Source organism: Cupriavidus sp. H18C2, from assembly GCF_049393795.1.
Lineage (GTDB): Bacteria > Pseudomonadota > Gammaproteobacteria > Burkholderiales > Burkholderiaceae > Cupriavidus > Cupriavidus pauculus_C.
In genome coordinates, this window is the sequence record NZ_CP186010.1 from 3460522 (window position 1) to 3485985 (window position 25464).

A 25464-nucleotide genomic window follows, 5' to 3' on the forward strand; every position below is an offset into this window, starting at 1 on the left:
CTCTGACAACATGGCAAAGACCCCTGCATCGAAAGGGAAAACAACCCGCGACACGGCGCCGGAGGTGGAAATTCCGGCACCCGGCGAGGGCAAGCGTGGCGAAAGCGGCTACCTGGCCTATCTGCTGCGCCAGGCCAGCGCCGCCAACCGGCTGCGGATGGAACGCGCGCTGGCGGACCTTGGCGTCACGCTGCCGCAGTTCTTCGTGCTGACGATGCTCGGCGCCTATCCGGGCGCGTCGGGCGCCGACGTGGCACGGCTGGCGCTGCTGACGCCGCAGACGGTCAGCGTGATCATGGGCAACCTGGAGAAGATGGGCGCCATCGCCCGGCAGCCGCACCCGGTGCACGGCCGCATCCAGACCATCGCGCTGACCGACGCCGGCACGGCGCTGCTGGCGCAGTGCAAGGTCCGCGCGAGCGCGGTGGACCGCGAGTTGCGCGCGGGGCTGACGCCCGACGAGGAGCAGATCGTGCGGCGCTGGCTGGTCAGCCTGGCCGTGCCCGGCGACGCCGTGGCCGAGTAGCCGGCGCCATGAAAAAAGGCCCGCCGGCGGCATGCCGGGCGGGCCATCGTCACAACCAGGAAATCAGCGGATTCGCGGCGGGCGCGAACCCTGGGGCGCTCAGCCCATCAGGTCCGACAGCGCCAGCGCCACCACCTTCGTGGCACGGTTCAGGTCGTTCAGACGCAGGTTCTCATCGGAATTGTGGCCGCGCGCTTCCATCAGCGTGCGCGGGCCGGCGCCGTACAGCACCGTGGGGATGCCACGGCTCGTGTAGTGGCGCGCGTCGGTGTACAGCGGCACGCCCTGCACCGGGATGTCCACGCCGAACACGGCCTCGGCGCGGGTCTTCAGCGCGCCGATCAGCTTGTCGACGCCGGGCAGTTCCGACAGCGGCTCGGCCAGGATGATCCGCTCCACCTTGACCTCGATGCCCGGGCGCTCCTTCGCGGCCTTCTCCACCACGGCGCGCAGTTCGCCTTCGGCATCGAAGCCGATTTCTTCCGGAATCATGCGGCGGTCGACGCGGAACGTCACCAGGTCCGGCACCACGTTGGTGTTGATGCCGCCCTTGATCAGGCCGACGTTCAGCGTGGCGGTGTCGATGCCGGGCACCTTGCTCTTGCGCGTGGCCAGCTCGGCGCGCAGGCCGTAGATTGCCTGCAGGATGTGCGTGGCGGCCTCGATGGCGTCCACGCCCGTGTGCGGCATGGCGGCGTGGCCCTGCTTGCCCTTGACCGTCACTTCCACGTGCAGGCAGCCGTTGTGGGCCGACGTGATGCCGTACGAGAAACCGGCCGAGATCGCGTAGTCCGGCTTGGTCAGGTTCTCGTCGAGCAGGAACTTCGGGCCGATGTCGCCGCCGGTTTCCTCGTCGTAGGTGAACTGCAGCTCCACCGTGCCATTCAGCTTCGCGCCCTGCTTCTCGGCTTCCATCAGCGCCAGCACGGCGTACGTGTAGGTGGCGAAGTCCGACTTGGACACCGCCACGCCGCGGCCGTACATGACCGGGCCGTGCTCGCTGTCGGCAATCTCGCCGCCGTACGGGTCCTTGGTCCAGCCCAGCCCGGGCGGCACCACGTCGCCGTGGGCGTTCATCGCGATGGTCGGGCCGCCGCTGCCGAACGTCTTGCGCACCAGCAGGTTCGTGGCGCTGATCATGCCCGCCGCCTTGACCTTGGCCTCGGGCACCTTGTGGGCTTCCACCTTGAAGCCCAGCCCTTCCAGCAGCGCCTTGGCGCGCAGGCCGTGGGCCTCGCAGTCGCCGGCCGGGTTGTCGGACGGCACCTTCACCAGCTCGGCCAGGAACGCCTCCTGCTCCGGGCGGTGCTGGTCGACGTACTGGGTCAGCGTGGTCTCGATCGGGTTCATGTTGTCTCGTGCGGTCATCTTGGTCTCTCGGATTGTCTGGATGTCTGGCGGCGCCGTGGCCGCGTCTTACTGCGGACGGTGGAAGTGTTCGACGAAGCTTGCGAACACCCGCGCGGCGATCTGCGCGTCTTCGGCCGTCATGGTTTCGGTGGGGTGGTGGCTGATGCCGCCGTTGCCGCAGCGCACGAACAGCATCGCCACGTCGGCGATGGCGGCGATGGCCATGGCGTCATGGCCGGCGCCCGACGGCAGGTGCCGCACCGGCACGCCCTGGCGCTCCACGGCGGCGGCCCATTGCGACTGCAGCCACGGCGCGCACGGCACGCTGGCCGCCTCGTGCGTCTTGCGGATCTGGGCGCGCACGTTGCGGCGGGCGCAGACGCGCTCGATCTCGGCCAGCACGTCGTTGACGGCGGCCTCGCGCTCGGCGTCGACGCCCGCGCGGATATCGATCGAGAACGTCGCCCGGCCCGGCACCACGTTGGTGGCGCCGTTGGGCACGTTGAACTGGCCCACCGTGCCCACCAGGCCCGGCTTGCCGCCGCAGCGGCGCTCGATGTACAGGCCGATCTCGGCGCCCGCCATCGCGGCGTCGCGGCGCATGTCCATTGGCACGGTACCGGCGTGGCCGGCCAGCCCTTCCAGCTCGACGATGAAGCGCGTGGCGCCCGAGATGGCCGTCACCACGCCCACGGGCAGCCCTTCGTTGAGCAGCACCGGGCCCTGCTCGATATGGACCTCGACGAACGCCAGCACCTGGCTGCGGTCGTGGCGCGCGGCGGGCAACTGGGCGGCGTCGAAGCCGGCGTCGCGCATCACGTCGCGCATGGTGCGGCCGGCGTCGTCCACGTTGTCCAGCACGTTGGTATCGAACGTGCCGGCGATGGCGCGGCTGCCCAGCAGCGTGGCCTTGAAGCGCACGCCCTCTTCCTCGGCAAACCCGACCACCTCGATGGCGAACGGAAAGCGCTTGCCCTGGCGGTTCCACTCGGCCACGCAGGCGATGGGCAGGATCACGCCCAGGTTGCCGTCGTAGCGGCCGGCGTCGCGCACGGTGTCGAAGTGGGATCCGGTCAGCAGCGCGGGCGCGCCGGGCGACGTGCCTTCATAGCGGCCGATGACGTTGCCGGCGGCGTCGCGGCGCACGGACATGCCGGCCGCCTGCATCCATTCGGTCAACTGCGCGGCCGCGCCGTGGTGGGCGTCGGTCAGGTAGGTACGGGTGAGCAGGCCGGGCTGTTCGGTATGAACGGCCAGGGCGTCGGCCCAGGACATGATGCGGGTGCCGGTGTCGGCCGACAACGGCGGAAGGGTTGCTGCCATGTGCGTGTCTCTCCTGCTGGTGGTGCGGAGCCGGTTCTGGGCGGGGATGACGGGCGGGCGCCCGCTGCCGTGGCTCTATTCTGTGCGATTCATGTTAGCACAGTGAATTCAAAAATTGCATACAAAAATGATATGCACTATATTGGCCTGCACGCACCGACAATCCGCCGCGGACAATCCGGTCCGGACAAGCGGGTAGCGCGGATTCCGCCTCAACAGGGAGGCTTATCCAGCGCGGGCAACGCCGACATGGCGTCTGCCGGCGGTGCCATGCCAGCCCGGCGTCTGCAAGGCACGTGACGGCGGGCACCCCTGAACCAGATCAGGGCCGGACGATGTGCGCCAGCAGGCGCCACGGACCAGGCCCGGCACGGAGACAACGATGCAGCATGCCGTACCCCCGCAGCCCGCCAACCGCGCGCGCCTGCACATCCGCTTCACCCGTTCCCTGTTTGGCCAGGTGCTGATCGCACTGGCGCTGGGCACCCTGCTGGGGCTCGCCTTTCCCGAATTCGCCGCCAAGCTGAAGCCGCTGGGCGATGGCTTCATCAAGCTGATCAAGATGCTGATCGGGCCCGTGGTCTTCTGCGTGGTGGTGGGCGGCATCTGCGGCGCCGGCGAGCTCAAGAAGGTGGGCCGCGTCGGCATCAAGGCGGTGGTCTACTTCGAGATCGTCACGACCCTTGCGCTGGCGCTGGGCATCGTGCTGGCCTATGTGTTCCAGCCCGGCGTGGGCATGAACGTGAACCCGGGCAGCCTGGACGCGTCGGCCATGGCCGCGTACGTGGAATCGGCCGACAAGGTCAAGAGCGCGGGCACGGTGGACTTCCTGATGAAGCTGATCCCGAACACGATCATGGGCGCCTTTACCAGCGGCGACGTGCTGCAGGTGCTTCTGGTGTCGGTGCTGTTCGGCTGCGCGCTGTCCGTGGTGGGCGAGCCCGCGCGGCCGGTGGTGAGGCTGATCGACGCGTTCTCCAGCGCGCTGTTCAAGATGATGGGCTTCATCATCAAGCTGGCGCCGCTGGGCGTGCTAGGCGCCGTGGCGTTCACGGTGGGCAAGTACGGCATCGGGTCGCTCAAGCAGCTTGGGTTCCTGGTGATCCTGTTCTACGGCGCCGTGGCGGTGTTCGTGTTCGGCGTGCTGGGCGTGGTCATGCGCCTGTGCGGCTTTTCGGTGCTCAAGCTGATCCGCTACCTGCGCGCCGAGCTGCTGGTGGTGCTGGGCACGGCGTCGTCCGACAGCGTGCTGCCGCAGGTGATGAAGAAGCTCGAATTCATGGGCATCCGCAAGTCGGTGGTCGGGCTGGTCATTCCCACGGGCTACTCGTTCAACCTCGATGCGTTCTCGATCTACCTGACGCTGGCGGCCGTGTTCATCGCGCAGGCCACCAACACGCCGCTGGCGCTGGGCGACCTGCTCGGCATCCTGGCCGTGGCGCTGGTCACGTCCAAGGGCGCGCACGGCATTCCGGGCTCGGCGATCGTGATCCTGGCCGCGACGCTTTCGGCCCACCCGGCCATTCCGGCCATCGGGCTGGTGCTGGTGCTGTCGGTGGACTGGTTCATCGGCATTGCGCGCGCCGTGGGCAACCTGATCGGCAACTGCGTGGCCACGGTGGTGGTGGCCGCCTGGGAGCGCGATATCGACCGCGACCGCGCGCACGCCGTGCTCAACGGCACGGTGCCGGCCGGCGAGCTGGACGAGGGGCTGCCCGCGCTGCCGGAGGCACCGGGGGAAGTCCCGGTGCCGGCGCCGCTGCCGGGCACGGCCCCGGGGCGGTAGAATCGCGCATCCCAGTCAACGCGCAGGTCCGGCAAGAGACGCGCGCTCACCATGCCCGAGCATATCGATCCCGACATGACCGCCGAGGCGATTGCCGACGACATCGTCGCCGCCATCGTCTCGCACCGTCTGCCGCCCGGCACCAAGCTGCGCGAGGAAGCGCTGGCCAGCGTGTACCGCGTGAGCCGGACGAAGGTACGCGCGGCGCTGCTGATGTTGTCCAAGGACAAGGTCATCCAGATCGTGCCGGACAAGGGCGCCTTCGTGGCCAAGCCCAGCGCCGAGGAAGCGCGCGAGGTCTTTGCCGTGCGCCGCATCCTGGAGGCCGCGCTGGCGCGCGAGTTCGTCGCCCGCGCCACGGCGGCCGACTACAAGCGGATCGAGAAGCACCTGGTGGCCGAGCGCAAGTCGCTGGCCGGCAACGACGCGCAGACGCGCACGCGGCTGCTGGGCGACTTTCATATCGTGCTGGCCGAAGTGGCGGGCAACAACGTGCTGACCGAAATCATGCGCGAGCTGTCGATGCGCAGCGCCGTGATCACGATGCTCTATCAGAGCCGTCGCGATGCCACGTGCTCGTCGGACGAGCATCGCGCGTTCATCGACGCCGCCAAGGCCGGCGACGCCGACCGCGCCGTGGCGCTGATGGTGGAGCACCTGAACCACGTGGAAAGCGCGCTGCATTTCGAGGAAGCCCCGGCCGCCGCGCGCGGCAAGGACCTCGTGGCCGCGCTGCTGGCCTAGGACAGTGCGATCGGCTTGATCGCCATCAAGGACGAGGACGGGGTGGGAGGCGCATCATTCCTCTCGCCATGGAGTTGCGGGGGCGCACTTCATGAGCTCTCCCCGTCCTTCGCAAGAAGGACTGCCCGCAGACCGCAATGGCTGCGGGCTTTTTCTTTCGGGCGTCCGGTTCCGGCCGGGCGCCCATCCCCCTTCCCGATCCTTCATACCCGATAGCTATCCGTTCCCATGCCGGCGCGTGCTGCCCGGCGTCCAGCTACTGTCGCGCTCGGTCCAGTAACCGGGCTTGCCGAACGCCTGCTTCAGGTGCTCGATGAAGAAGCGGATCTTGGCCGGCACCGGGCGCTGCTGCGGGTACACGGCCAGGATGTCGTAGTCGGGCAGCGCGAACTCGTCGAGCACCGTGATCAGCTCGCCGCTCTCCAGCTGCGGCAGGATTTCCCAGGTCGACCGCCAGCCCAGCCCCAGGCTCTCGCCGGTCCAGCGGTGCAGCAGTTCGCCATCGTTGCAGTCCAGGTTGCCGCGCACGCGCACGGTCACGGTCTTGCCGTTCTGCTGGAAGTACCAGCCGCGCTGCTGCCCGCCCTGCAGGTTGAACGCCAGGCAGTTGTGCTTTTCCAGGTCTTCCAGCGTGTGGGGCACGCCGTGGCGCGCAAAGTAGGCCGGCGTGCCGCAGACCACGCGCTTGTTCGTCGCCAGCTTGATCGCCACGAAGTTGGGGTCGATGGCGCCGCCGATGCGGATGCCCAGGTCGTAGCCCTCGCGCACCAGGTCCACCACGCGGTCAGTCAGGTTGAACGAGATCTGGACTTCGGGGTTGGCCGCCAGGAAGGCCGGAGCGTGCGGCGCCACGTGCTTGCGCCCGAACGCGGCGGGCGCCGACACGATCAGGTGCCCGGTGGCCTTGTGCTTGCCTTCGGCGATCAGCATCTCGGCCCGGTCCAGGTCGGACAGCGCCTTCTTGCACTGTTCCATGAACGCGGCGCCCTGCTCCGTCACCACGATGCGCCGCGTGGACCGGTGCAGCAGCTTCACGCCGATGCGCGCCTCCAGCGCGTTGATCCGCCGGCCGATCATGACCGGCGTGACGTTCTGCGTCAGCGCCGCGGCCGCCATGCTGCCGTGCTCGACCACGGCGATGAATGCTTCGATTTGTTTGAGTTTGTCCATAACGCCATTTGTCTCCTGCCGCCACATTGTGAGGCATGGGCGCCGCCATGCGGTATGCCCGCCCGGCGATGCCGCCCATGCGCGGGCGGCCATGGACCGGGGCCAGCCCGGCCCTAGCGGGCCAGTTTCTCGCTGATCTCGGCCGCCTCGCCCAGCACGTAGGCCAGCCGCCGCAGCGGCGCGCTGCACTGTAGCTGGGCGAACAGCGCCAGCGCCGCGCCCAGCACCAGCACCACGCCGTAGATGGCCACCACGGCCGGCGCGTGGCCCGGCTTGACCACGGCCATGCCGTCGGCCAGCACCACGGCGGCCGGGACCAGCGCCAGCACCAGCGCCACCGTACGGGCGCTGCCTTCCCAGATGCGGGCCTGCAGCAGGATGCGCCGCTGCCGCGCGCGCAACTGCAGCGCTGGAATCCGGCCCAGCCGCCGCAGCAGCGCGTTCTCGACCTCGTTCTGGCTATCCACCCGGCGCGACAGCCAGTGCCGCGGATGCCGCCACACCTCGCGCCCGCCCAGCAGCCGCGCCAGCCATGCCGCCACGTAGAACACGCCGCTGACCGCCAGCAGGATGTGGAACGCCTGCGGCAGCCAGCCCGGCGGCGGCTGGAGCAGGACCTGGTGCCACCAGACCAGCGCCCCGCCGGCCACCAGCGTGGGCACCAGCGCCAGCACGAAGCCGGCCCACAGCACCGCGCCCAGCCGGCTGTCGGGCCGCTTCTGGGCCGGCGCCGTCTGGAGCGCTTCCATCAGTTCGAAGGTGGTGGGCAGCCGCGTGTACATGGCAAGGCGATGGCAATTCCAAACCCGCTATTCTGGCCCGAGCCCCTTGCGCGCGATAGTGCGGCGTGACCCTCTTTTGGTCTGGGGTGGAGGTTGGCCTGGAATGGGTCGCGTCGCGGGTTGGGCGGCAGGCCCCCTCCCCTGGGCCGTCTCCCGATGGCGGGAGAGGGGAGCAAACATCGGCGAATTGGCCAAGCGCGAAGTGCGCAAAGCGCCATAAACCTCCATCTTCCTCGCTGCCATTGCAAACCCCACGTATCGAATCAACTGATCCCCCTTCCGTTTATCCACAGGCTGCAGCGGCATAGCATCAACGCCAGAACGAATCCCACCCATTGTTTTTGAGCGTACTGGAGAGAGACATGCCGAAAATGAGAGCAGTCGACGCGGCCATTGCCGTGCTGGAAAAGGAAGGCATCACCACCGCGTTCGGCGTGCCCGGCGCCGCGATCAATCCGTTCTACTCGGCCATGCGCAAGGCCGGTTCGATCAAGCACCTGCTGGCGCGCCACGTGGAGGGCGCGTCGCACATGGCCGAGGGCTACACCCGGGCCGAACCCGGCAACATCGGCCTGTGCGTGGGCACCTCGGGCCCGGCCGGCACCGACATGATTACCGGCCTGTACTCGGCCTGGGCCGATTCGATTCCCATCCTCTGCGTCACCGGCCAGGCGCCGCGCGCGCGGCTGTACAAGGAAGACTTCCAGGCCGTCGACATCGAGTCGATCGCCAAGCCGGTGACCAAGTGGGCCGTGACCGTGCGCGAGCCGGCGCTGGTGCCGCAGGTGTTCCAGCAGGCGTTCCACCTGATGCGCTCGGGCCGTCCCGGTCCGGTGCTGATCGACCTGCCGTTCGACGTGCAGGTGGCCGAGATCGAGTTCGATCCAGAGACCTACCAGCCGCTGCAGCCGTACAAGCCGGCCGCGTCGCGCGCGCAGATCGAAAAGGCCATCGCGATGCTGAACCAGGCCGAGCGCCCGCTGATCGTCTGCGGCGGCGGCGTGATCAACGCCAACGCCAATGCACTGCTGGTGGAGTTTGCCGAGCTGGTCAACGTGCCCGTGGTGCCCACGCTGATGGGCTGGGGCGTGCTGGCCGACGACCACCCGCTGCAGGCCGGCATGGTCGGGCTGCAGACGTCGCACCGCTACGGCAACGCCACGCTGCTGGCGTCGGACTTCGTGATGGGCATCGGCAACCGCTGGGCCAACCGCCACACGGGCAGCATCGACGTCTACACCAAGGGCCGCAAGTTCGTGCACGTGGACATCGAGCCCACGCAGATCGGCCGCGTGTTCGGGCCGGACCTGGGCATCGTGTCCGACGCCAAGGCCGCGCTGGAGCTGTTCGTCGAGGTGGCGCGCGAGATGAAGATGGCCGGCCGCCTGCCGTGCCGCAAGGGCTGGGTGGCCGACGTGCAGAAGCGCCGCCGCACCATGAAGCGCAAGAGCGACTTCGACAACGTGCCGGTCAAGCCGCAGCGCGTGTACCGCGAGATGAACCAGTACTTCCCGCGCGACGTGCGCTACGTGACGACGATCGGCCTGTCGCAGATCGCCGCCGCGCAGTTCCTGTCCGTGAACCAGCCGCGCCACTGGATCAACTGCGGCCAGGCCGGCCCGCTGGGCTGGACCATCCCGGCCGCCATCGGCGTGAAGACCGCCTCGCCCGATTCGGACGTGGTGGCCATCTCGGGCGACTACGACTTCCAGTTCATGATCGAGGAACTGGCCGTGGCCGCGCAGTTCAAGGTGCCGTACATCCACGTGGTGGTGAACAACTCGTACCTGGGCCTGATCCGTCAGGCGCAGCGCAACTTCGAGATGGACTACTGCGTGCAGCTGGCCTTCGACAACGTCAACGCGCCCGAGCTGGAAGGCTACGGCGTGGACCACGTCAAGGTGGTGGAAGGGCTGGGCTGCAAGGCGATCCGCGTGTTCAAGCCCGAGGACATCGCCCCGGCCTTTGCCGAGGCGCGCGACCTGATGGCCGAGTTCTCGGTGCCGGTGGTGGTGGAGGTGATCCTGGAACGCGTGACCAACATCGCGATGGGCACCGAGATCGACAACATCAACGAGTTCGAGCCGATCGAGGACATCGAGGACGCCGACGAGGCCATCCTGGCCGAGGAAACCGCCACCGCCTGAGTTTCGCGGCAGTCGTCATTCCACGAGTTTTCCGCAGCAAGCCGCCCCTGCCCCGCCCCCTTGCGGGCAGGTGCGGTGCTTTTTCCCCAGACACCGAGAGAGACAACACAATGCCAAAGCTCGCAGCCAACCTGACGATGCTGTTCAACGAGGTGGGATTCCTGGACCGCTTCGAGGCCGCCGCCCGCGCCGGCTTTCGCGGCGTGGAGTTCCTGTTCCCGTACGCGTTCCACGCCGACCAGATCGCCGACCGCCTGAACCGCTTTCAGCTCGACCTGGTGCTGCACAACCTGCCGGCCGGCAAGTGGGATGCGGGCGAGCGCGGCATTGCCTGCCACCCGGACCGCGTGGGCGAGTTCCAGGACGGCGTGGGCGAGGCCATCAAGTACGCCAAGGTGCTGGGCGTGCGCCAGTTGAACTGCCTGGTCGGCATCGTGCCGCCCAACGTGCGCCGCGAGCAGGCCGGCGAGACGCTGGTGGAGAACCTGCGCTTCGCGGCCGGCGCGCTGGCCCGCGAGCAGATCGACCTGCTGGTGGAGCCGATCAACACGTTCGACATCCCCGGCTTCTACCTGTCCGGCACGCGGCAGGCCGTGGACCTGATCGGCCAGGTCAACGCGCCGAACCTGTACGTGCAGTACGACATCTATCACATGCAGCGCATGGAGGGCGAGATCGCCAACACGATCCGCGCCAACCTGCCGAAGATCCGCCACGTGCAACTGGCCGACAACCCCGGCCGCAACGAGCCCGGCACCGGCGAGATCAACTACCAGTACCTGTTCCGCTTCCTTGACGAGATCGGCTACGACGGCTGGATCGGCTGCGAATACAAGCCGAAGACAGCCACCGAGGAAGGCCTGGGCTGGCGCAAGGCGCACGGGGTCTGAGCGGCGCTGGCTTGTTGCGCCGGTTTCCCCGAGTGTGGGAGCCCCCGCTTCTCGCTCCCCTCTCCCGCGTAGTGGGAGAGGGGTTGGGGGTGAGGGCAAGGCGGTTCTGCTTGCCGACCTTGGCAACTTGAACCGCCGGCCCTCTCCCCCGGCCCCTCTCCCGCATGCGGGAGAGGGGAGAAAACCAGCTTCAAAACATTTCATTCATCCACCGGAGACAAACATGGCAAATCAACGAAACATCGGCTTTATCGGCCTGGGCATCATGGGTGCGCCGATGGCGGGCCATCTGCGCGCTGCCGGGCATACGCTGTTCGTGCATGACGTGAACCCGGCGCCCCAGGCGCTGGTCGATGCCGGCGTGACGGTCTGCACGAGCGCCGAGGAAGTGGCCAAGCGCGCCGACATCGTCATCGTCATGGTGCCGGACACCCCGCACGTCGAGGCCGTGCTGTTCGCCGACAAGGGCGTGGCCGCCGCGTACAAGGCCGCCGGCAAGGAAGCCACCTACGGCAAGATCGTCGTCGACATGAGCTCGATCTCGCCGATCGCCACCAAGGATTTCGCGGCGCGCATCAACAAGCTCGGCGCGTCGTACCTGGACGCCCCGGTGTCGGGCGGCGAAGTGGGCGCCAAGGCCGCGTCGCTGACGATCATGGTCGGCGGCCCGTCGGAGGCATTCGACGAGGTCAAGCCGCTGTTCGAACTGATGGGCAAGAACATCACGCTCGTGGGCGGCAATGGCGACGGCCAGACCACCAAGGTGGCCAACCAGATCATCGTGGCGCTGAACATCCAGGCCGTGTCCGAGGCGCTGCTGTTTGCATCGAAGGCCGGCGCGGACCCGGCCAAGGTGCGCCAGGCGCTGATGGGCGGCTTCGCGGCATCGCGGATTCTTGAAGTTCACGGCGAGCGCATGGTCAAGCGCACCTTCGACCCGGGCTTCCGCATCGAACTGCACCAAAAGGACCTGAACCTGGCGCTGCAGGGTGCCAAGGCGCTGGGCGTGGCGCTGCCGAACACGGCCACCGCGCAGGAACTGTTCAACACGTGCGCGGCCAACGGCTTCGGCAAGCAGGATCACTCGGCGCTGTGCCGTGCGATCGAGATCATGTCGAATCACGAAATCGCCAAGAACGCGAATTAAGCCGCACCGCTGCCGCCCGCGCCGGGCGGTGGCCCCGTTTTTCCGCACCCGCCTTCCAGGACCCGCATGTTCGCCACCGACGCCAATGCCGCGCTGCTGTCACCCCAGCGGCCGCCCGATTACCGCCACCCCGCGCAGGCCCGCGCGCTGCTGCGCGACCTGTTCGACACGGCCGTCGCGGCCGTGAGCGCCAGCCACTGCCTGCCGCCGCACCTGCCGCAGCCCCCGCGTGGCCGCACGGTCGTGATCGGCGCCGGCAAGGCCGCCGCCGCGATGGCGCAGGCCGTGGAATCGCACTGGCAGGGCGAACTGTCGGGCCTGGTCGTCACGCGCTACGGCCACGGCGCCGCGTGCCGGCGCATCGAGGTGGTGGAAGCCGCGCACCCGGTGCCGGACGCCGCCGGCCAGCAGGCCGCGCAGCGCATGGTGCAGATGGTGCAGGGGCTGACCGCCGACGACCTCGTGCTGTGCCTGATCTCGGGCGGCGGTTCGGCGCTGCTGGCCGCGCCCGCGCCGGGGCTGACGCTGGCCGACAAGCAGGCCGTGAACAAGGCGCTGCTGCGCAGCGGCGCCAGCATCGGCGAGATGAACTGCGTGCGCAAGCACCTGTCGGCGCTCAAGGGCGGCCGGCTGGCGCTGGCGTGTGCCCCGGCGCGCGTGGAAACGCTGCTGATTTCCGATATCCCCGGCGACGACCCGACGCTGATCGCCAGCGGCCCCACGCTGCCCGATGCCACCACCTGCGCCGACGCGCTCGCGGTCATCGCCAAGTACGGCATCGAGGTGCCGGCCGCCGTGCGCGCCCATCTGGAATCGGGCGCCGGCGAGACGCCCAAGCCCGGCGACCCGCGCTTCGACGGCCACCGCAGTGTCACGCTGGCCAGTGCCCAGCAGTCGCTGGAAGCCGCCGCCGCGCGCGCCCGCGAGCTGGGCCTGACCGCGCACATCCTGTCCGACAGCATCGAGGGCGAGGCCCGCGACGTGGCCGAGGTGCACGCCGCCATCGCCCGGCAGGTGGCGTCGCACGGCCAGCCGTTCCAGCGGCCGTGCGTGATTCTGTCCGGTGGCGAGACCACGGTCACGGTGCGCGGCAACGGCCGCGGCGGCCGCAATGCCGAATTCCTGTTGGCGCTGGCCGTGGCGCTGGACGGCCTGCCCGGCGTGCACGCCATCGCGGGCGACACCGATGGCATCGACGGCTCCGAGGACAACGCCGGCGCGCTGCTGGACCCCGACACGCTGACCCGCGCCGCCGCGCGCGGCCTGTCGGCCCGGGCGCACCTGGACAACAACGACGGCTACGGGTTCTTTGCCGGGCTCGACGACCTGATCGTCACCGGCCCGACCCGCACCAACGTCAACGATTTCCGCGCGATCCTGATCGTCTGACCGACGCGCGACCCCGCATAAAAGAGGATGGAGAAGGAGACACACATGAGACGCCAGCGCAAAGCCAAGATCGTCGCCACCCTGGGCCCGGCCAGCTCGGACATCGCGGTCATCCGCCAGTTGTTCGATGCCGGCGCCGACGTGTTCCGGCTGAACTTCAGCCACGGCAACCACGAGGACCACCGCGCCCGCTACGACGCCGTGCGCCAGGTAGAGGCCGAGACCGGCCGCCCGATCGCGATCCTGGCGGACCTGCAGGGCCCGAAGCTGCGCATCGGCACGTTCGCGGCCGGCAAGGTGGCCGTGCGCGCCGGCGACCCGTTCGTGCTCGACAGCGACCCCACGCCCGGCGACGGCACGCGCGTGCACCTGCCGCACCCGGAACTGTTCAAGGCCGCCAGCGCGGGCCAGTCGCTGCTGATCGACGATGGCAAGGCGCGGCTGAACATCGAGTCGGTGTCCAGCGGCAGCATCATCACGCGCGTGGCCAACAACGGCACGCTGTCCGACCGCAAGGGCGTGAACGTGCCCGACGCGGTGATCCCGATCCCGGCGCTGACCGACAAGGACCGCCGCGACCTGGCTTTCGCGCTGGAACTGGGCGCCGACTGGATCGCGCTGTCGTTCGTGCAGCGGCCGTCGGACATCGTGGAGGCGCGCGAGATCATCGGCACGCGCGCCGGCGTGCTGTCGAAGATCGAGAAGCCGGCCGCGCTGCAGCAGTTGGAGGAAATCGTGCGTGTCTCCGACGCCGTGATGGTCGCGCGCGGCGACCTTGGCGTGGAACTGCCGCCCGAGCGCGTGCCCGGCGTGCAGAAGCGCATCCTGCGCATCTGCCGCCAGCTCGGCAAGCCGGTGGTGATCGCCACGCAGATGCTGGAGTCGATGATCGACTCGCCGGTGCCCACGCGCGCCGAGGCGTCGGACGTGGCCAGCGCCATCTACGACGGCGCCGACGCCGTGATGCTGTCGGCCGAATCGGCCAACGGGCGCCATCCGGTGCCGGCCGTGTCGATGATGGATCGCATCATCACCGAGGTGGAGCGCGACCCGCTGTACCGCAACATGATCGATGCGCAGCACGAGGTGCCGCTGTCCACGCGCCAGGACGCCATCTGTGCCGCGCTGCGCGAGGTCACGCACATCATCGGCGCGCGGGCCACAGTCACCTACACGTCGTCGGGCGCCACCGCGCTGCGCGCCGCGCGCGAGCGGCCGGGTGCGCCCATCGTCAGCATCACGCCGAACCTGGACATCGCCCGCCGGCTGGCCATTGCCTGGGGCGTGCATTCCACCGTGAGCCCCGACGTGCAGAGCGTGGACGAAATGGTGGAGGCCGCCGCGCGCGCCGCGTTGGTGGAGGGCTACGCGTCGCCCGGTGACCAGATCACCATCGCCGCCGGCATGCCGTTCGGCCAGGGCGGCACCACCAACCTGCTGCGCGTGGCCGAGGTGGGCACGGAAGTGGGCGCGCTGGCGCTGGGCAGGTCGCCGGCGGCCGCGGCGGTCTGACCGGGGGACGGAGGGACGACGGCCGGGCCAGCCCCGGCCTCCGGCGCCCCGTGCCCCGTTGCTATACTCCCTCGGACACCCCAACAAACCCGACGGAGCCCCCAAATGCGTCTCGACGACGAAGCCGAAAGCCAGAACGTGGAAGATCGCCGCGGGGGCGGCTTTGGCGGGGGTGGCTTCCCGCTGGGCGGCAAGTCGATCGGCATCGGCACCATCGTCATCGCGCTGGCGGCGTCCTACTTCTTCGGCATCGACCCGATGCTGATCCTGGGCGGCGCGTCCAACGTGCAGCAGCAGCCGGCGCCGTCATCGCAGGCCCAGCGCGCCCCGGCCACCGACGAGCTCACCGTCTTCACGCGCAAGGTGCTTGGCAACACCGAGCGCACGTGGTCGCACATTTTCGAGACCGACCTGAACCGGCGCTACGCGGCGCCCACGCTGGTGCTGTTCTCGGGCGCCACGCCGACGGCCTGCGGCACGGGGCAGTCGGCCATGGGTCCGTTTTACTGCCCGGCCGACCAGAAGGTCTACATCGACCTGTCGTTCTACAACGAACTGCGCCAGCGCTTTGGCGCCAGCGGCGACTTTGCGCAGGCGTACGTGATTGCGCACGAGGTGGGCCACCATATCCAGAACCTGCTGGGCGTGTCGGGCAAGGTCGACGCGGCGCGCCGCCGCATGGGCGAGGCGCAGGCCAACCAGTTGTCGGTACGCATGGAACTGCAGGCCGACTGCCTGGCCGGTGTCTGGGCCGCCACGGCGCAGAAGATGAACCAGCAGCTACTGGAGCCGGGCGACATCGAGGAAGGGCTGAAGGCGGCGGCGGCCATCGGCGACGACCGGCTGCAGCGGCAGTCGCAGGGCTATGTGGTGCCCGAAGCCTTCACGCACGGCTCCAGCGAACAGCGCGTGCGCTGGCTGCGGCAGGGGCTGACGAGCGGCGACATCCGCAAATGCGACACGTTCGCGCAAAAGCAGCTTTAGGAATTCAGGGGAACGACCAGGGGAGAAGACCGGGGCGGGGCAAAAATCACCTGCGCGACGTGAGAGAGAAGGAGGAGGTCGGTCGCGCAGGTGGGAGAGAAACCGGAAATCAGGATCGGCGGCCAGCGTGTGGAACGGGGCCGCCGATTTGCGTTCTGGCCGGCTGACGGGTCATCAGACCTTGTAGCCGTACAGGTCGCCGTTGCGTGCGTTGTCCAGCGCCGAGCCCGAGATCTCGCCGCTGAACGCGCGCGAGCCTTCGCTGAAGCTGTCGAACTTGCCGGTGCGGGCACCTTCGCTGAACGTGTCGAACGAGCCCTGGCGGGCGCCGTCCGTGAAGGTGTCGTACTTGCTGATCTTCGAACCTTCACTGAACGTGTCGAACTTGCCGGTGCGCGCGGCGTCGGCATACACGTCGAACTTGCCGACCTTCTTGGTGGCGGCGGGCGCGGCAATCGCTGCCGACGCGGCAAACGCGGCGAGCACGAGGGCGCCGCCAACGAAACGTTTGGCGTTCATCTGGGACTCCTTCAACTGATTTACGACTTGTTATGGGTGCTGCCGACTGCTGCCCGCCGACGCTCTCTGTGTAGCGATGCGAGCACGGAGTGAAGGTTAGTGGCTCGTAGTTCTACGAGAAATACCGCTGCGACGAATGGTGCGTTGCACGCCGTGAAACGCTGGGTCTGTGGACGAACGGTAGGGGTAGCCGGCCGAATGGAAAAGCGGCCGTCATTCTGCGGAGCGGAATGGGCCACCTACCGGGCGGTACGGGGAGGCGGTCTTCGGAAGGAGGCGGTCTACGGGGAGGAGGCGCGGTCTACGGGGAAGAGGTTGGGACGGCTGGTGGTTCAGCTCCCCTCTCCCGCGCGCGGGAGAGGGGTTGGGGGAGAGGGCCAGCGGTCCAATCCGCGACAGGTCGGCAAGCAGTACCTCAACGCCCTCACCCCCGGCCCTTCTCCCGCGCTGCGGTGAGAGCGGCAGCCAGACATCGCCGGATACAGGCCAACCATGCCGGCCAACCCAGCCAGCCTCACAGCGTGAACTGCCCGCTGGCCTCCGGCTGGAATGCGATGCTGACGATGGTCACGCGCTGGGCGCTGCCGTTGGGCAGCCGGTAGTCCACCGTCTTGCCGGCGCGGGCGCCAAGCAGCGCCTGGCCGATCGGGGACAGCACCGACAGCCGGCCGGCGGACAGGTCGGCGTCGTCGGGGTAAGCCAGTGTCCACTCACGCGGCGCGGGCTCGCCCTCCAGCGTGCAGACGACGCGCGAGTTCATCGTCACGACGTCTTTGGGGATGGCGTCGGGCGACACGATGGCCGCGCGGGCCAGCAGCGCGTCGAGCATCTCGTCGAGTTCGGCGGTGCCGGCGCGGCTGGCAATGCCTTCCAGGCGCGTCACGTCGAGTTCGGTCAGGTAGAGGGTCGGGTTCTGGGTCTTTGCCATGACGGGTGTCTCGCAAAAGCGGCGGCGTGGCGTCGGGGCGACGCGGACGGCAGCCAGGGAAAAATCGGTCGGCGCCAGCGCGCAGGCGCGCGGCGGTTCTACAGCGGCGATGCGGGGTGGCTGGGGCCCGGTTCGGCGCCGGACCCGTGCCGTTCAGGCGTGGGGGCGGTCAGGCCGGGACCGGGCGGGATCAAGCGGGGCGTCGATCCGGCGGCTGGCGGTGATGGACTGCGCCACCGCCATGCGCGCGCGGGCCGGCCGCATGGAGCGGACCCGGGCCAGTACGGCGGACGGAAGGTGGCGAGACATCATGAGAATGTTCTGGGTAGCGAAGGAGCGTCATGGGTGACGCGAACGGCCATGCTAGCACAGGCCCGGCGCGGCGGCGGCGGGCCGGGTGCTAGTGCCGCGGATGGCATTCGCAGCCGGCGCCCTCGGCCGCCTGCTGCAGGTTCTGCAGGATGCCGCACTCGCTGGCCGGGTGCGGGTCGGGGTTCTCGCAGGTATGGCGCAGCGCCCGAAGCTGGACTTCAAGTGCTTCCAGCGCCACGCGCTGCGCGTGGATCTGTTCGATCTGGCGGTCCAGCAGCGTGTTGATGTCGTCGCAGGCCAGCGACGGATTGCGCTGGAAATCGCGCAGCCGCCGCACGTCGGCCAGCGTCATGCCGAGCGAGCGGCAATGCCGCACGAAGTTGAGCTGCACAAGGTGGCTGTCGCCATAGCGGCGATAGCCGTTGTCCTCGCGCTGCGGGGCGTCCAGCAGGCCCTCGCGCTCGTAATACCGGATGGTTTCCACGTCGCAGCCGCTATGGCGCGACAGTTCGCCGATTCGCATGGTCAATCTCCGCGATGGCCGGCCGCCGTGACGCGCGCCGTGCCGCTATCTCTGTAGTGACTACAGGGTTAAGCGGCAGTGTAGACCTGTCTGCCGCAGCGCGCAAAACCCGGCCGCGCGCAGGGTCTGGCGGCGACGCGGCCAGCCAGGCCGGGCCTTGTGCCGCCCGGCCATTGCCCCATATGAGAATCGTCGGATAGTGCGGGCCCCGCCCTGCCGGCCCGCGCGCCATCCTGTAGAATCGGCGCATCGTTTTTTGGTCTTCCGCGTCACCCGCCCCCGTGCACCCGTTTCGATTCCTGATGATGATCGTGCTGCTTGCCTTCCTGCCGCTGCAGGCGTGGGCGGGCATGGGCGCGTCCGCATCAGTGGCCGGGATGGCGCGCGCGGCGCACACGGTGACCGTCGCGCCGGCAGCCGCCAGCGCAGAACGGACCGACCTTGCCCACCCGGCCGACCTGGCCGCGCTTGCCGATGTGGCCGGCCACTCCGATGCGGCGCCGGACACGCCCGACCCTTCCCTGCCCGGCGACACCGCCGAGCCGACCCCGCCGGGCGCCGATTTTGCCGAGCAGTTGCTGCCGGCGCCGCTGCCCCGCGTGGCAACGTCGGGCGCGCGCGGCACCGTGCCGCGCTATGCCGCCGCGGCGCTGCCCGATCCCGACCTGCCCCTGCCGCCGCGCCCGCCGCGCGGCTGACCCGTTTCGCGCGCGCCCTGGCGGCCCGCGCCTGCCCTGAACGCCTGGCACGCGCATCGCGTGCCGCGCGCCCCTGCGGCCACGGCCGCGCCTCTACCCGTATTGCCCCACAACCATGAAACGCATCTTCCTGTTCCTGGCGACCAACCTCGCCGTCATGCTCGTCCTCAGTATCACGGCCAGCCTGCTGGGCGTGAACCGATTCCTGACCGCCAACGGGCTGAACCTCGGCATGCTGCTGGCCTTTGCGGCGCTGATGGGCTTTGGCGGCTCGTTCATCTCGCTGCTGATGTCCAAGACCATCGCCAAGTGGTCCACCGGCGCGCAGGTCATCACGCATCCGAGCACCAGCACGGAGCTGTGGCTGATGCAGACCGTGGAAAAGCTGGCCACGCGCGCCGGCCTGCCGATGCCCGAAGTGGCCATCTACGATGGCGAACCCAACGCCTTTGCCACGGGCGCGTCGAAGAACAGCTCGCTCGTGGCGGTGTCCACGGGGCTGCTGCAATCGATGTCGCATGACGAGGTGGAAGCCGTGCTGGCGCACGAGGTGGCCCACGTGGCCAACGGCGACATGGTCACGCTGACGCTGATCCAGGGCGTGGTGAACACGTTCGTGATCTTCATGGCGCGCGTGGTCGGCTACTTCGTCGATTCGTGGCTGCGCCGCAACGACGAGGAATCGAGCGGCCCCGGCATCGGCTACATGATCACCGTGGTGATCTGCGAGATCGTGTTCGGCATCCTGGCCAGCATCATCGTGGCCGCGTTCTCGCGCCACCGCGAGTACCGCGCGGACGCCGGCGCGGCCGGCCTGATGGGCACCCCGACGCCGATGGTGGCCGCGCTGCGCCGCCTGGGCGGCCTGGACGCCGACGGCCTGCCGCAGAACATGCAGGCCATGGGCATCTCGGGCGGCAAGCCGTGGCTGGCGCTGTTCTCCAGCCATCCGCCGATCGAAGCCCGCATCGCCGCGCTGCAGAACGCACGCTGACCGGCAGGCGCCGCGCGGGACGGGTTCAGTTGAACACGTCCTGCCGGTACCGGCCCTGCCGGACCAGGGCCGCGAACCAGTCGGACGCGGCCTCGGGCGCCATGCCGCCCTGGTCCGCGCCGATGTCGATCAGCGTCTGCCGCACGGCCGGCGCCATGCGGCGGCCATCGCCGCAGACATAGACCGTTGCGCCCGCCTGCAACTGCGTCCAGACCTGGGCGCGGCGCTGCCAGAGCAGGTCCTGCACGTAGCGCGCCGCGCCGGGTACCACCGAGTACGCGGTGTGCACCTCGGCCACACCCGCCGCCGCCCATCGGGCAATCTCGTCGTGAAACAGCCAGTCGTGGCGTGGATGCCGGCAGCCGAAGTAGAGCTGCACCGGCGTCACGCGCTGCCCGGCCGCCTGCTGGGCAGCGCGTTCTTCCAGGAAGCCCCGGAACGGCGCGATGCCGGTACCGGGCCCGACCAGCAGCATCGGCGCCGACGGATCAGCCGGCGGCGCGAACGGCGGGTTCGGCGTGCGGATGGATGCCGACACCGTCGCGCCGGGCGCCAGCCCCTGCAGCCACGTGGACGCCACGCCCCGGAACTGGCCGCGCCCCGACAGCGCCGGCGCCCACACCGTACCCACCAGCAGCGTCGCCACGTCCGGCGACACGCGCGGCGACGACGCGATCGAATAGAAGCGCGGCCGCATCGGTACCGTGCACGCCAGCAGTTGCGGCAGCGTCGGCGTGACGGCCGGATGGGCCGCCAGCACGTCGCACAGGTTCAGGCGGCGGGCCGCCACCTGCGTGGCGTAGCCGTCGGCCTCATCGTCCGATGCCAGCCGTTCCAGCGCCGCGCGCGTGGCCGGGCAGCGCGTGGCCTGCGCCAGCGCGCGCAGCGTCTGGCGCGACACCACGTCCTGCAGTTCGACGAAATGCGTCAGCAGTTGCCGCAGCGGCAGCGGCTGGCCGATCGGCAGCCCGCGTCCGGCGCCATGCGGGGCGGACAGCGTGACCATCGCGTCGGCATCGAGGTCCAGCCGGGCGCACAGGTCGTCCACCACGGCGTCCGCGTTGCGGGGCCAGACCGCCACATGATCGCCGGTCTCGTAGGTCATGCCCGGCGGCAGTTGCAGGCGGATGGCGCGCGTGGACGTGCGCGGCGGCTCGACGGCGAAATCCCACAGCCCGGCCGGGTCGCCGACCAGTTCCTCGTTGGCCAGCACCGTGAAGCTCCGGGTGCCGGCCGGCAGCGTGTCCGCGCGGATGGCCGCCACGCTGCGCACGTCCACATCCACCCCGATGCCGCCCGCGCCGGCGCCGTCGGCCTGCAGCGCCTGCCAGAGCGCGGCCAGCCAGCGCTCGGCCGCCTGGTCGAAATCGCCATTGCCGTCGGCCTCACCACGCGGCAGCAGCGGCACCGCGCCGGCCCGCGTGAAGACGTCGAACACGCGGCGCGGAAACGCCTGGTACGTCGCCCACTGCGAATTGCCGCAGCCCAGCAACGCCAGCCGCAGGCTGTCCGCGCGATAGCCGTCGGCGCCGCCCGCGTCGAGCATGGCCTCGAAGCGCCGGCCCGAATCGGGCGCGTGGCCGTTGTAGGTGGCGGCCACCACAACGAGCAGGCCCGATGTGGGCAGCGCGTCGGTCACATCGTCCAGGTCGGCCAGCGTGGCGTCGAAGCCCGCCGCCACCGCGCCGCCGTGGATCTGCTCGGCCAGCTCGCGCGCGGTGCCCAGGCTCGACGCGCAGAGCACCGCCATGGGCTGCCCGTGGCCGCGCACGTCGGCCTGCGCCGCATCGGTCACGGCCGGCGTGGCGGCCGGCGCGGCGATGCGCTCGTGCGGACGCCGCCGGCGCGCGCGCAGCACCAGGTTGTCGGGCTTGATGGTCAGCGTTTCCTTAAGCCGGAACTGGTAGTCGTAGGGGTCGTGGAACGCAAAGTTGCGCAGCATCAGCGCCAGCGCGAGCTTGGCCTCGGTCAGCGCGAACTGCCGGCCGATGCAGGCGCGCTCGCCGTGCCCGAACGGCAGGTAGGCATGGGCGGGCAACTTTGCCTCGTGCTCGGGCAGGAAGCGGTCGATGTCGAACCGCTCGGGGTTGTCCCAGACCGCCGGGTCGCGGTGCAGCGCGGTGAGCACCACCGAGATCCGCCGGTTCTGGCGCAGCCGGTAGCGGCCGCCGAGCACGACGTCCTCGAACGGCGCCACCGCAAAGGCCGGCGCGGTGGGCCAGAGGCGTAGCGTTTCCTTGAGCACGCGGTCCAGCACCGGCATGCGGGCCAGGTCGGCATGGACGGGCGGCGCATCGCCGGGCAGCACGGCATCCACCTCGGCGTAGGCCTGGGCCAGCACGGCGGGGTTGCGCAGCAGTTCGTACAGCGTGAAGGTCAGCAGGCCGCTGGTGGTCTCGTGGCCGGCAATCAGGAACGTGATGACCTGGTTGCGGATGTTGGCGTCGTCGAGCTGGCGGTCGGTCTCGGGGTCGCGCGCCTCCAGCATCAGGTTCAGCAGGTCCATGCCGGGCCGGGGCGTGGCGCGCCGCTGGCGGATCACGTCGTCCACGAGGTTGCGCATGGTCGCCACGTCGTCGGCGAAGCGCCGGTGCGCGCGGCCCATGAAGCGGTCCTGGATCGGCAGTCGCGTGAGCTTGCGCATGGCCTCTTCGAGCGCGCCGACCATCGCCACGATGAACGGGTCGGGCGCGTCGCTGGCGAACGACCGGAAGTCGTAGCCGAAGCCGGCCAGCGCGATGGTGTCGAGCGTCAGCCGCGTCATGTCGTCGGCCACGGCGATGTCTGCGTCGGGGCCGTTGCGGTCCCATTTTTCGACGAGCCGGTTGGCCACGCGCAGCATCACGTCGAAATAGCCCTTCATCGCGCGCTGGCTGAACGCCGGCATCAGGATGCGGTGCGCGCAGCCCCAGTTGGGCTCGTCGCTGTGGGCCGTAAACAGGCCGTCGCCGGCCATGTCGCGCAGGTACGACAGCGGCGGGCCGATGATCTTGCGAAAGCGGGCCGGGTCGCAGACCTCGGCCGCCAGCGCCACCGACGACACGAACGGCACGCGCCGGCCCGCGAAATCGAGTTCGAAGATGCCCTGGTGATGCCGGCTGCGCGCCAGCAGGTGCTGGCCGACCTCGCCCGGCGTGATCTGGAACAGGTTGCCGACGATGGGCCAGCCCGGATCGCGCGGAATCGGTTCGAGGGCGTCGGGGGCGGGGACGGATGACATGGCTGGGGGCATTCCTGGTCGTGGGCGGACGGGCGCGTGGCTCCACAGCATGCCCGCCCGCCGCCGCATTGTCCCGCCCCCGCGCCGGGCGTTTGAAATCTTTGTTCGGATTTGCGCCGGGCGCTCAGTCGGTCACCCGGCCGCGCAGCGCCTTGATCTGGCCGCGCTGGACCTTGGCGTCCACCCGGCGCACCTTCGACGCCCGCGTGGGCCGCGTGGCGCGCCGCACGCGCGGCGGCTCGGCCACGCTGCGCACCAGGTCGTGCAGCCGGCGCACGGCTTCCTCGCGGTTCATCTCCAGGCTGCGATGCTGCTGGGCCTTGATGACGATCACGCCGTCGCGCGTGATGCGGTGATCGTGCAGCGCCAGCAGCCGGTCCTTGTGGTCGGCGGCCAGCGACGACATCCGCACGTCGAACCGCAGGTGCACGGCGTTGGACACCTTGTTGATGTTCTGCCCGCCCGCGCCCTGCGCGCGGATGGCGGTGATCTCGTACTCGTGGTGGGGAATGAACAGGTCGTCGGCCATGCGCCGCATCATAGCAACGCATGGCCACCGGGAGTATGCCGGATGGTCTCCGGCACGCCCGCCCGCCGGCCGTCAGGGCGCCGGCTGGATATTCTGGTTGGTGCAGAACAGGTTCTGCGGATCGTAGGTGCGCTTGGCGCGGGCCAGCCGGTCGAAGTTGTGGCCGTAGGCCGCGTTGACGCGCGCGGTCTCATCCTCGGTCATGAAGTTCACGTAGACCCCGCCCGTGGCGTACGGCGCCGAGGCGTTGAAGAAGTCGCGCGCCCAGCCGATGCAGGTGGCGTCCTCGTCCGCGCGGTCCCAGCGCGAGTGCACGTTCATCACATAGCGCGCGTCGCGGTGGTGGTACGCGGTGGCGTCCGGCGCCACGCGGTTGGCCACCCCGCCCACCTGCCCGATGAAGATCTCCGCATTGGCCGACGGGCCGCGCGCGGCGTAGTCGGTCATCAGGTCGATGGCGGCATCGTCCAGCCGCGTGAAGTTGTGCGATTTCCAGTAGTTGCGGGCGCCCGGCGTGAGCAGCGGGTCGAACGCCTGCTGCCAGGCCGTGTAGGGCATCGGGCCCACGTGCTCGCCGATGGCCTGGCCAAAGCCGCGCAGCGGGTCGATGGCCTGCGCGGCCGCGCCCGGATCGCCGGCATGGAACACCGCCAGCACCACCACGTTGGCGCCGTGGGCCGACGACGGCAGGAACGGCAGCGGCGGCGCCTTGCGCAGCACGACCCAGACGTTCATGTCGTCCGGCATCGCCGATTCCGTGTACGCGCGATATTGCCGCAGCACCGACTTGCCCTCCACAGCCGGGAAGACGATCAGCCCGGCCGTGACCATCGGCCCCACCCGGTGGAGCCGGAACTGGAACAGCGTGACCACGCCGAAGTTGCCCCCGCCGCCGCGCAGCGCCCAGAACAGCTCGGGCTCGTGGTTGGCATCGGCCCAGCGGCGCTGGCCGTCGGCCGTCACCACCTCGCAGCCCAGCAGGTTGTCCACCGTCATGCCGTACTGGCGCGTCAGCCAGCCAAAGCCGCCGCCGAGCGTCAGCCCGGCCACGCCCGTGGTGGAGTTGATGCCGAGCGGCGTGGCCAGCCCCAACGCCTGGGCCTCGTGGTCGAAATCGCCCAGCGTGGCGCCCGGGCTAACCCACGCCACGTTGTCCTGCGGATCGACGTGGACGCTGCGTAGCTGGGACAGGTCGACCACCAGCCCGTTGTTGCAGATCGCGCTGCCGGCGATGTTGTGCCCGCCGCCGCGCACGGCCAGCGTCAGGCCATGGTCGCGCGCGAAGTTGACGGCCTGGATGACGTCGGCGGTGCCGGTGCACTGCACGATGACTGCGGGCCGTCGGTCCACCGTGGCGTTCCAGACGGTGCGTGCGACGTCGTACCCGGCGTCTTGCGGCAGCAGCACCTTGCCGCGCACGGCGTGGCGCAGCATGTCGAGATGATCGGCGGAAAGCGTGGGCATGGCAGGTCCTCCCCTTCTGCATCGGAATCCGATGGGCGAAGGAACGTCGATGCAAGGCACGCGCCAGCGGCCGGCAAGCGGCCTCGCATCAACGTTGGCCCGCGGCAGCCGCTGGCCGCGTCACCCGGATCGGCACGAAAGGTTGCAACGGTGAGGCGGCGGACGCGAGACATGGGGCGGCCGGCCTGCGTGGCGGGACGATCAAGGGGGTGAAAACGACGGAGGAGGAAAACCAGGAAGGACTTGGCGCGCCCGGCTGGGATCGAACCAGCAACCCCTGCCTTCGGAGGGCAGTACTCTATCCATTGAGCTACGGGCGCGATGTGTACGGCGTTGACTCCGGCGAGTGCCGGCGTCGGAAAGTCGCATAGGATACCCGAGTTGTCCGCCGGCGTCCATGCGGGATGGGCCGGGGCCGGCGGGGTCGGGGTTTCCACAGGTCTCTGAGCCGTCGCATTTGGCCCCTGTGCCGAAGTCTTGGGTCTATAATCGGCAGCTATTTGCGTCGTAACAGAGACGCGAGCGGG

At 69.6% G+C, this 25464-nt stretch carries 21 protein-coding genes and 1 tRNA gene; 11 read left to right on the forward strand and 11 right to left on the reverse strand.

The annotated features are described in order from the left end of the window. Window positions 1-10 precede the first annotated feature (10 nt). The gene (locus EPAKOI_RS15805; protein ID WP_423192586.1) at window positions 11-526 is read left to right on the forward strand and encodes a MarR family winged helix-turn-helix transcriptional regulator; all 516 of its coding nucleotides are present in this window, start codon (window positions 11-13) and stop codon (window positions 524-526) included. 99 nt (window positions 527-625) lie between these two features. Here EPAKOI_RS15805 and EPAKOI_RS15810 read toward each other — a convergent pair whose 3' ends face one another. Next, window positions 626-1876, reverse strand: coding sequence for a M20/M25/M40 family metallo-hydrolase (locus EPAKOI_RS15810; protein ID WP_253700053.1), 1251 nt, complete (start codon window positions 1874-1876; stop codon window positions 626-628). 66 nt (window positions 1877-1942) lie between these two features. Then, window positions 1943-3199: an allantoate amidohydrolase gene (locus tag EPAKOI_RS15815; RefSeq protein WP_124682950.1), complete on the reverse strand. Its 1257-nt coding sequence runs from the start codon at window positions 3197-3199 to the stop codon at window positions 1943-1945. A gap of 382 nt (window positions 3200-3581) precedes the next feature. On the opposite strand from EPAKOI_RS15815, the gene EPAKOI_RS15820 reads away from it, so the two are divergent. Both EPAKOI_RS15820 and EPAKOI_RS15825 read left to right on the forward strand, forming a co-directional pair. After that, the gene (locus EPAKOI_RS15820; protein WP_124682949.1) at window positions 3582-4985 is read left to right on the forward strand and encodes a C4-dicarboxylate transporter DctA; all 1404 of its coding nucleotides are present in this window, start codon (window positions 3582-3584) and stop codon (window positions 4983-4985) included. Window positions 4986-5036: 51 nt separating this feature from the next. Beyond that, window positions 5037-5729, forward strand: a complete 693-nt coding sequence (locus EPAKOI_RS15825) for a GntR family transcriptional regulator (RefSeq protein WP_124682948.1) — start codon at window positions 5037-5039, stop codon at window positions 5727-5729. A gap of 216 nt (window positions 5730-5945) precedes the next feature. Here EPAKOI_RS15825 and EPAKOI_RS15830 read toward each other — a convergent pair whose 3' ends face one another. Further along, window positions 5946-6899: a LysR family transcriptional regulator gene (locus EPAKOI_RS15830; protein ID WP_124682947.1), complete on the reverse strand. Its 954-nt coding sequence runs from the start codon at window positions 6897-6899 to the stop codon at window positions 5946-5948. Window positions 6900-7012: 113 nt separating this feature from the next. Next, complete coding sequence (locus tag EPAKOI_RS15835; RefSeq protein ID WP_124682946.1) at window positions 7013-7681, reverse strand: hypothetical protein; 669 nt, start codon at window positions 7679-7681, stop codon at window positions 7013-7015. Window positions 7682-8043: 362 nt separating this feature from the next. On the opposite strand from EPAKOI_RS15835, the gene gcl reads away from it, so the two are divergent. The 6 genes from gcl to ypfJ all read left to right on the forward strand — a co-directional run bounded on the left by gcl (window position 8044) and on the right by ypfJ (window position 15750). Further along, complete coding sequence (gcl, locus tag EPAKOI_RS15840; protein WP_124682945.1) at window positions 8044-9828, forward strand: glyoxylate carboligase; 1785 nt, start codon at window positions 8044-8046, stop codon at window positions 9826-9828. Window positions 9829-9938: 110 nt separating this feature from the next. Beyond that, entirely contained in the window at window positions 9939-10718 is a 780-nt protein-coding gene (hyi, locus tag EPAKOI_RS15845; RefSeq protein WP_124682944.1) for a hydroxypyruvate isomerase, read from the forward strand. Between the two features lie 223 nt (window positions 10719-10941). Beyond that, window positions 10942-11865 (forward strand): 2-hydroxy-3-oxopropionate reductase, encoded by a 924-nt coding sequence (glxR, locus tag EPAKOI_RS15850; protein WP_423192587.1) that lies wholly within the window; start codon window positions 10942-10944, stop codon window positions 11863-11865. A 66-nt stretch (window positions 11866-11931) separates the two neighbouring features. After that, the gene (locus EPAKOI_RS15855; protein ID WP_313837194.1) at window positions 11932-13254 is read left to right on the forward strand and encodes a glycerate kinase; all 1323 of its coding nucleotides are present in this window, start codon (window positions 11932-11934) and stop codon (window positions 13252-13254) included. A 45-nt stretch (window positions 13255-13299) separates the two neighbouring features. Continuing rightward, on the forward strand, window positions 13300-14766 hold the full coding sequence (pyk, locus tag EPAKOI_RS15860; protein WP_423192588.1) for a pyruvate kinase: 1467 nt from the start codon (window positions 13300-13302) through the stop codon (window positions 14764-14766). Between the two features lie 105 nt (window positions 14767-14871). Further along, window positions 14872-15750: a KPN_02809 family neutral zinc metallopeptidase gene (gene ypfJ / locus EPAKOI_RS15865; protein ID WP_313837197.1), complete on the forward strand. Its 879-nt coding sequence runs from the start codon at window positions 14872-14874 to the stop codon at window positions 15748-15750. A gap of 174 nt (window positions 15751-15924) precedes the next feature. On the opposite strand, the gene EPAKOI_RS15870 is transcribed toward ypfJ, so the two are convergent. The 3 genes from EPAKOI_RS15870 to EPAKOI_RS15880 form a co-directional block, all read right to left on the reverse strand. Then, window positions 15925-16269, reverse strand: a complete 345-nt coding sequence (locus tag EPAKOI_RS15870) for a hypothetical protein (protein ID WP_124682939.1) — start codon at window positions 16267-16269, stop codon at window positions 15925-15927. 514 nt (window positions 16270-16783) lie between these two features. Beyond that, window positions 16784-17197 (reverse strand): nucleoside diphosphate kinase regulator, encoded by a 414-nt coding sequence (rnk, locus tag EPAKOI_RS15875; protein WP_124682938.1) that lies wholly within the window; start codon window positions 17195-17197, stop codon window positions 16784-16786. A 400-nt stretch (window positions 17198-17597) separates the two neighbouring features. After that, the gene (locus EPAKOI_RS15880) at window positions 17598-18032 is read right to left on the reverse strand and encodes a Cd(II)/Pb(II)-responsive transcriptional regulator (RefSeq protein WP_124682937.1); all 435 of its coding nucleotides are present in this window, start codon (window positions 18030-18032) and stop codon (window positions 17598-17600) included. A 302-nt stretch (window positions 18033-18334) separates the two neighbouring features. On the opposite strand from EPAKOI_RS15880, the gene EPAKOI_RS15885 reads away from it, so the two are divergent. Together EPAKOI_RS15885 and htpX are read left to right on the forward strand one after the other, a co-directional pair. Then, window positions 18335-18730, forward strand: coding sequence for a hypothetical protein (locus EPAKOI_RS15885; RefSeq protein ID WP_423192589.1), 396 nt, complete (start codon window positions 18335-18337; stop codon window positions 18728-18730). 115 nt (window positions 18731-18845) lie between these two features. Further along, on the forward strand, window positions 18846-19724 hold the full coding sequence (htpX, locus tag EPAKOI_RS15890; protein ID WP_423192590.1) for a protease HtpX: 879 nt from the start codon (window positions 18846-18848) through the stop codon (window positions 19722-19724). A 25-nt stretch (window positions 19725-19749) separates the two neighbouring features. Here the strand turns inward: htpX and EPAKOI_RS15895 are convergent, their stop codons facing one another. From EPAKOI_RS15895 to EPAKOI_RS15910, 4 genes are all read right to left on the reverse strand, one after another. Then, the gene (locus EPAKOI_RS15895; RefSeq protein ID WP_423192591.1) at window positions 19750-22944 is read right to left on the reverse strand and encodes a bifunctional cytochrome P450/NADPH--P450 reductase; all 3195 of its coding nucleotides are present in this window, start codon (window positions 22942-22944) and stop codon (window positions 19750-19752) included. Between the two features lie 124 nt (window positions 22945-23068). After that, window positions 23069-23473, reverse strand: coding sequence for an alternative ribosome rescue aminoacyl-tRNA hydrolase ArfB (gene arfB / locus EPAKOI_RS15900; RefSeq protein ID WP_124682934.1), 405 nt, complete (start codon window positions 23471-23473; stop codon window positions 23069-23071). Window positions 23474-23545: 72 nt separating this feature from the next. Then, complete coding sequence (locus EPAKOI_RS15905; protein WP_423192592.1) at window positions 23546-24937, reverse strand: FAD-binding oxidoreductase; 1392 nt, start codon at window positions 24935-24937, stop codon at window positions 23546-23548. Window positions 24938-25181: 244 nt separating this feature from the next. Further along, window positions 25182-25257 (reverse strand) — tRNA-Arg (locus EPAKOI_RS15910). Window positions 25258-25464 lie beyond the last annotated feature (207 nt).

Coding starts and splice junctions, on each gene's coding strand:
- EPAKOI_RS15805 (WP_423192586.1), top strand. CDS start 11: ATGGCAAAGACCCCTGCATCGAAAGGGAAAACAACCCGCGACACGGCG.
- EPAKOI_RS15810 (WP_253700053.1), bottom strand. CDS start 1,876: ATGAACCCGATCGAGACCACGCTGACCCAGTACGTCGACCAGCACCGC.
- EPAKOI_RS15815 (WP_124682950.1), bottom strand. CDS start 3,199: ATGGCAGCAACCCTTCCGCCGTTGTCGGCCGACACCGGCACCCGCATC.
- EPAKOI_RS15820 (WP_124682949.1), top strand. CDS start 3,582: ATGCAGCATGCCGTACCCCCGCAGCCCGCCAACCGCGCGCGCCTGCAC.
- EPAKOI_RS15825 (WP_124682948.1), top strand. CDS start 5,037: ATGCCCGAGCATATCGATCCCGACATGACCGCCGAGGCGATTGCCGAC.
- EPAKOI_RS15830 (WP_124682947.1), bottom strand. CDS start 6,899: ATGGACAAACTCAAACAAATCGAAGCATTCATCGCCGTGGTCGAGCAC.
- EPAKOI_RS15835 (WP_124682946.1), bottom strand. CDS start 7,681: ATGTACACGCGGCTGCCCACCACCTTCGAACTGATGGAAGCGCTCCAG.
- gcl (WP_124682945.1), top strand. CDS start 8,044: ATGCCGAAAATGAGAGCAGTCGACGCGGCCATTGCCGTGCTGGAAAAG.
- hyi (WP_124682944.1), top strand. CDS start 9,939: ATGCCAAAGCTCGCAGCCAACCTGACGATGCTGTTCAACGAGGTGGGA.
- glxR (WP_423192587.1), top strand. CDS start 10,942: ATGGCAAATCAACGAAACATCGGCTTTATCGGCCTGGGCATCATGGGT.
- EPAKOI_RS15855 (WP_313837194.1), top strand. CDS start 11,932: ATGTTCGCCACCGACGCCAATGCCGCGCTGCTGTCACCCCAGCGGCCG.
- pyk (WP_423192588.1), top strand. CDS start 13,300: ATGAGACGCCAGCGCAAAGCCAAGATCGTCGCCACCCTGGGCCCGGCC.
- ypfJ (WP_313837197.1), top strand. CDS start 14,872: ATGCGTCTCGACGACGAAGCCGAAAGCCAGAACGTGGAAGATCGCCGC.
- EPAKOI_RS15870 (WP_124682939.1), bottom strand. CDS start 16,269: ATGAACGCCAAACGTTTCGTTGGCGGCGCCCTCGTGCTCGCCGCGTTT.
- rnk (WP_124682938.1), bottom strand. CDS start 17,197: ATGGCAAAGACCCAGAACCCGACCCTCTACCTGACCGAACTCGACGTG.
- EPAKOI_RS15880 (WP_124682937.1), bottom strand. CDS start 18,032: ATGCGAATCGGCGAACTGTCGCGCCATAGCGGCTGCGACGTGGAAACC.
- EPAKOI_RS15885 (WP_423192589.1), top strand. CDS start 18,335: ATGATGATCGTGCTGCTTGCCTTCCTGCCGCTGCAGGCGTGGGCGGGC.
- htpX (WP_423192590.1), top strand. CDS start 18,846: ATGAAACGCATCTTCCTGTTCCTGGCGACCAACCTCGCCGTCATGCTC.
- EPAKOI_RS15895 (WP_423192591.1), bottom strand. CDS start 22,944: ATGTCATCCGTCCCCGCCCCCGACGCCCTCGAACCGATTCCGCGCGAT.
- arfB (WP_124682934.1), bottom strand. CDS start 23,473: ATGGCCGACGACCTGTTCATTCCCCACCACGAGTACGAGATCACCGCC.
- EPAKOI_RS15905 (WP_423192592.1), bottom strand. CDS start 24,937: ATGCCCACGCTTTCCGCCGATCATCTCGACATGCTGCGCCACGCCGTG.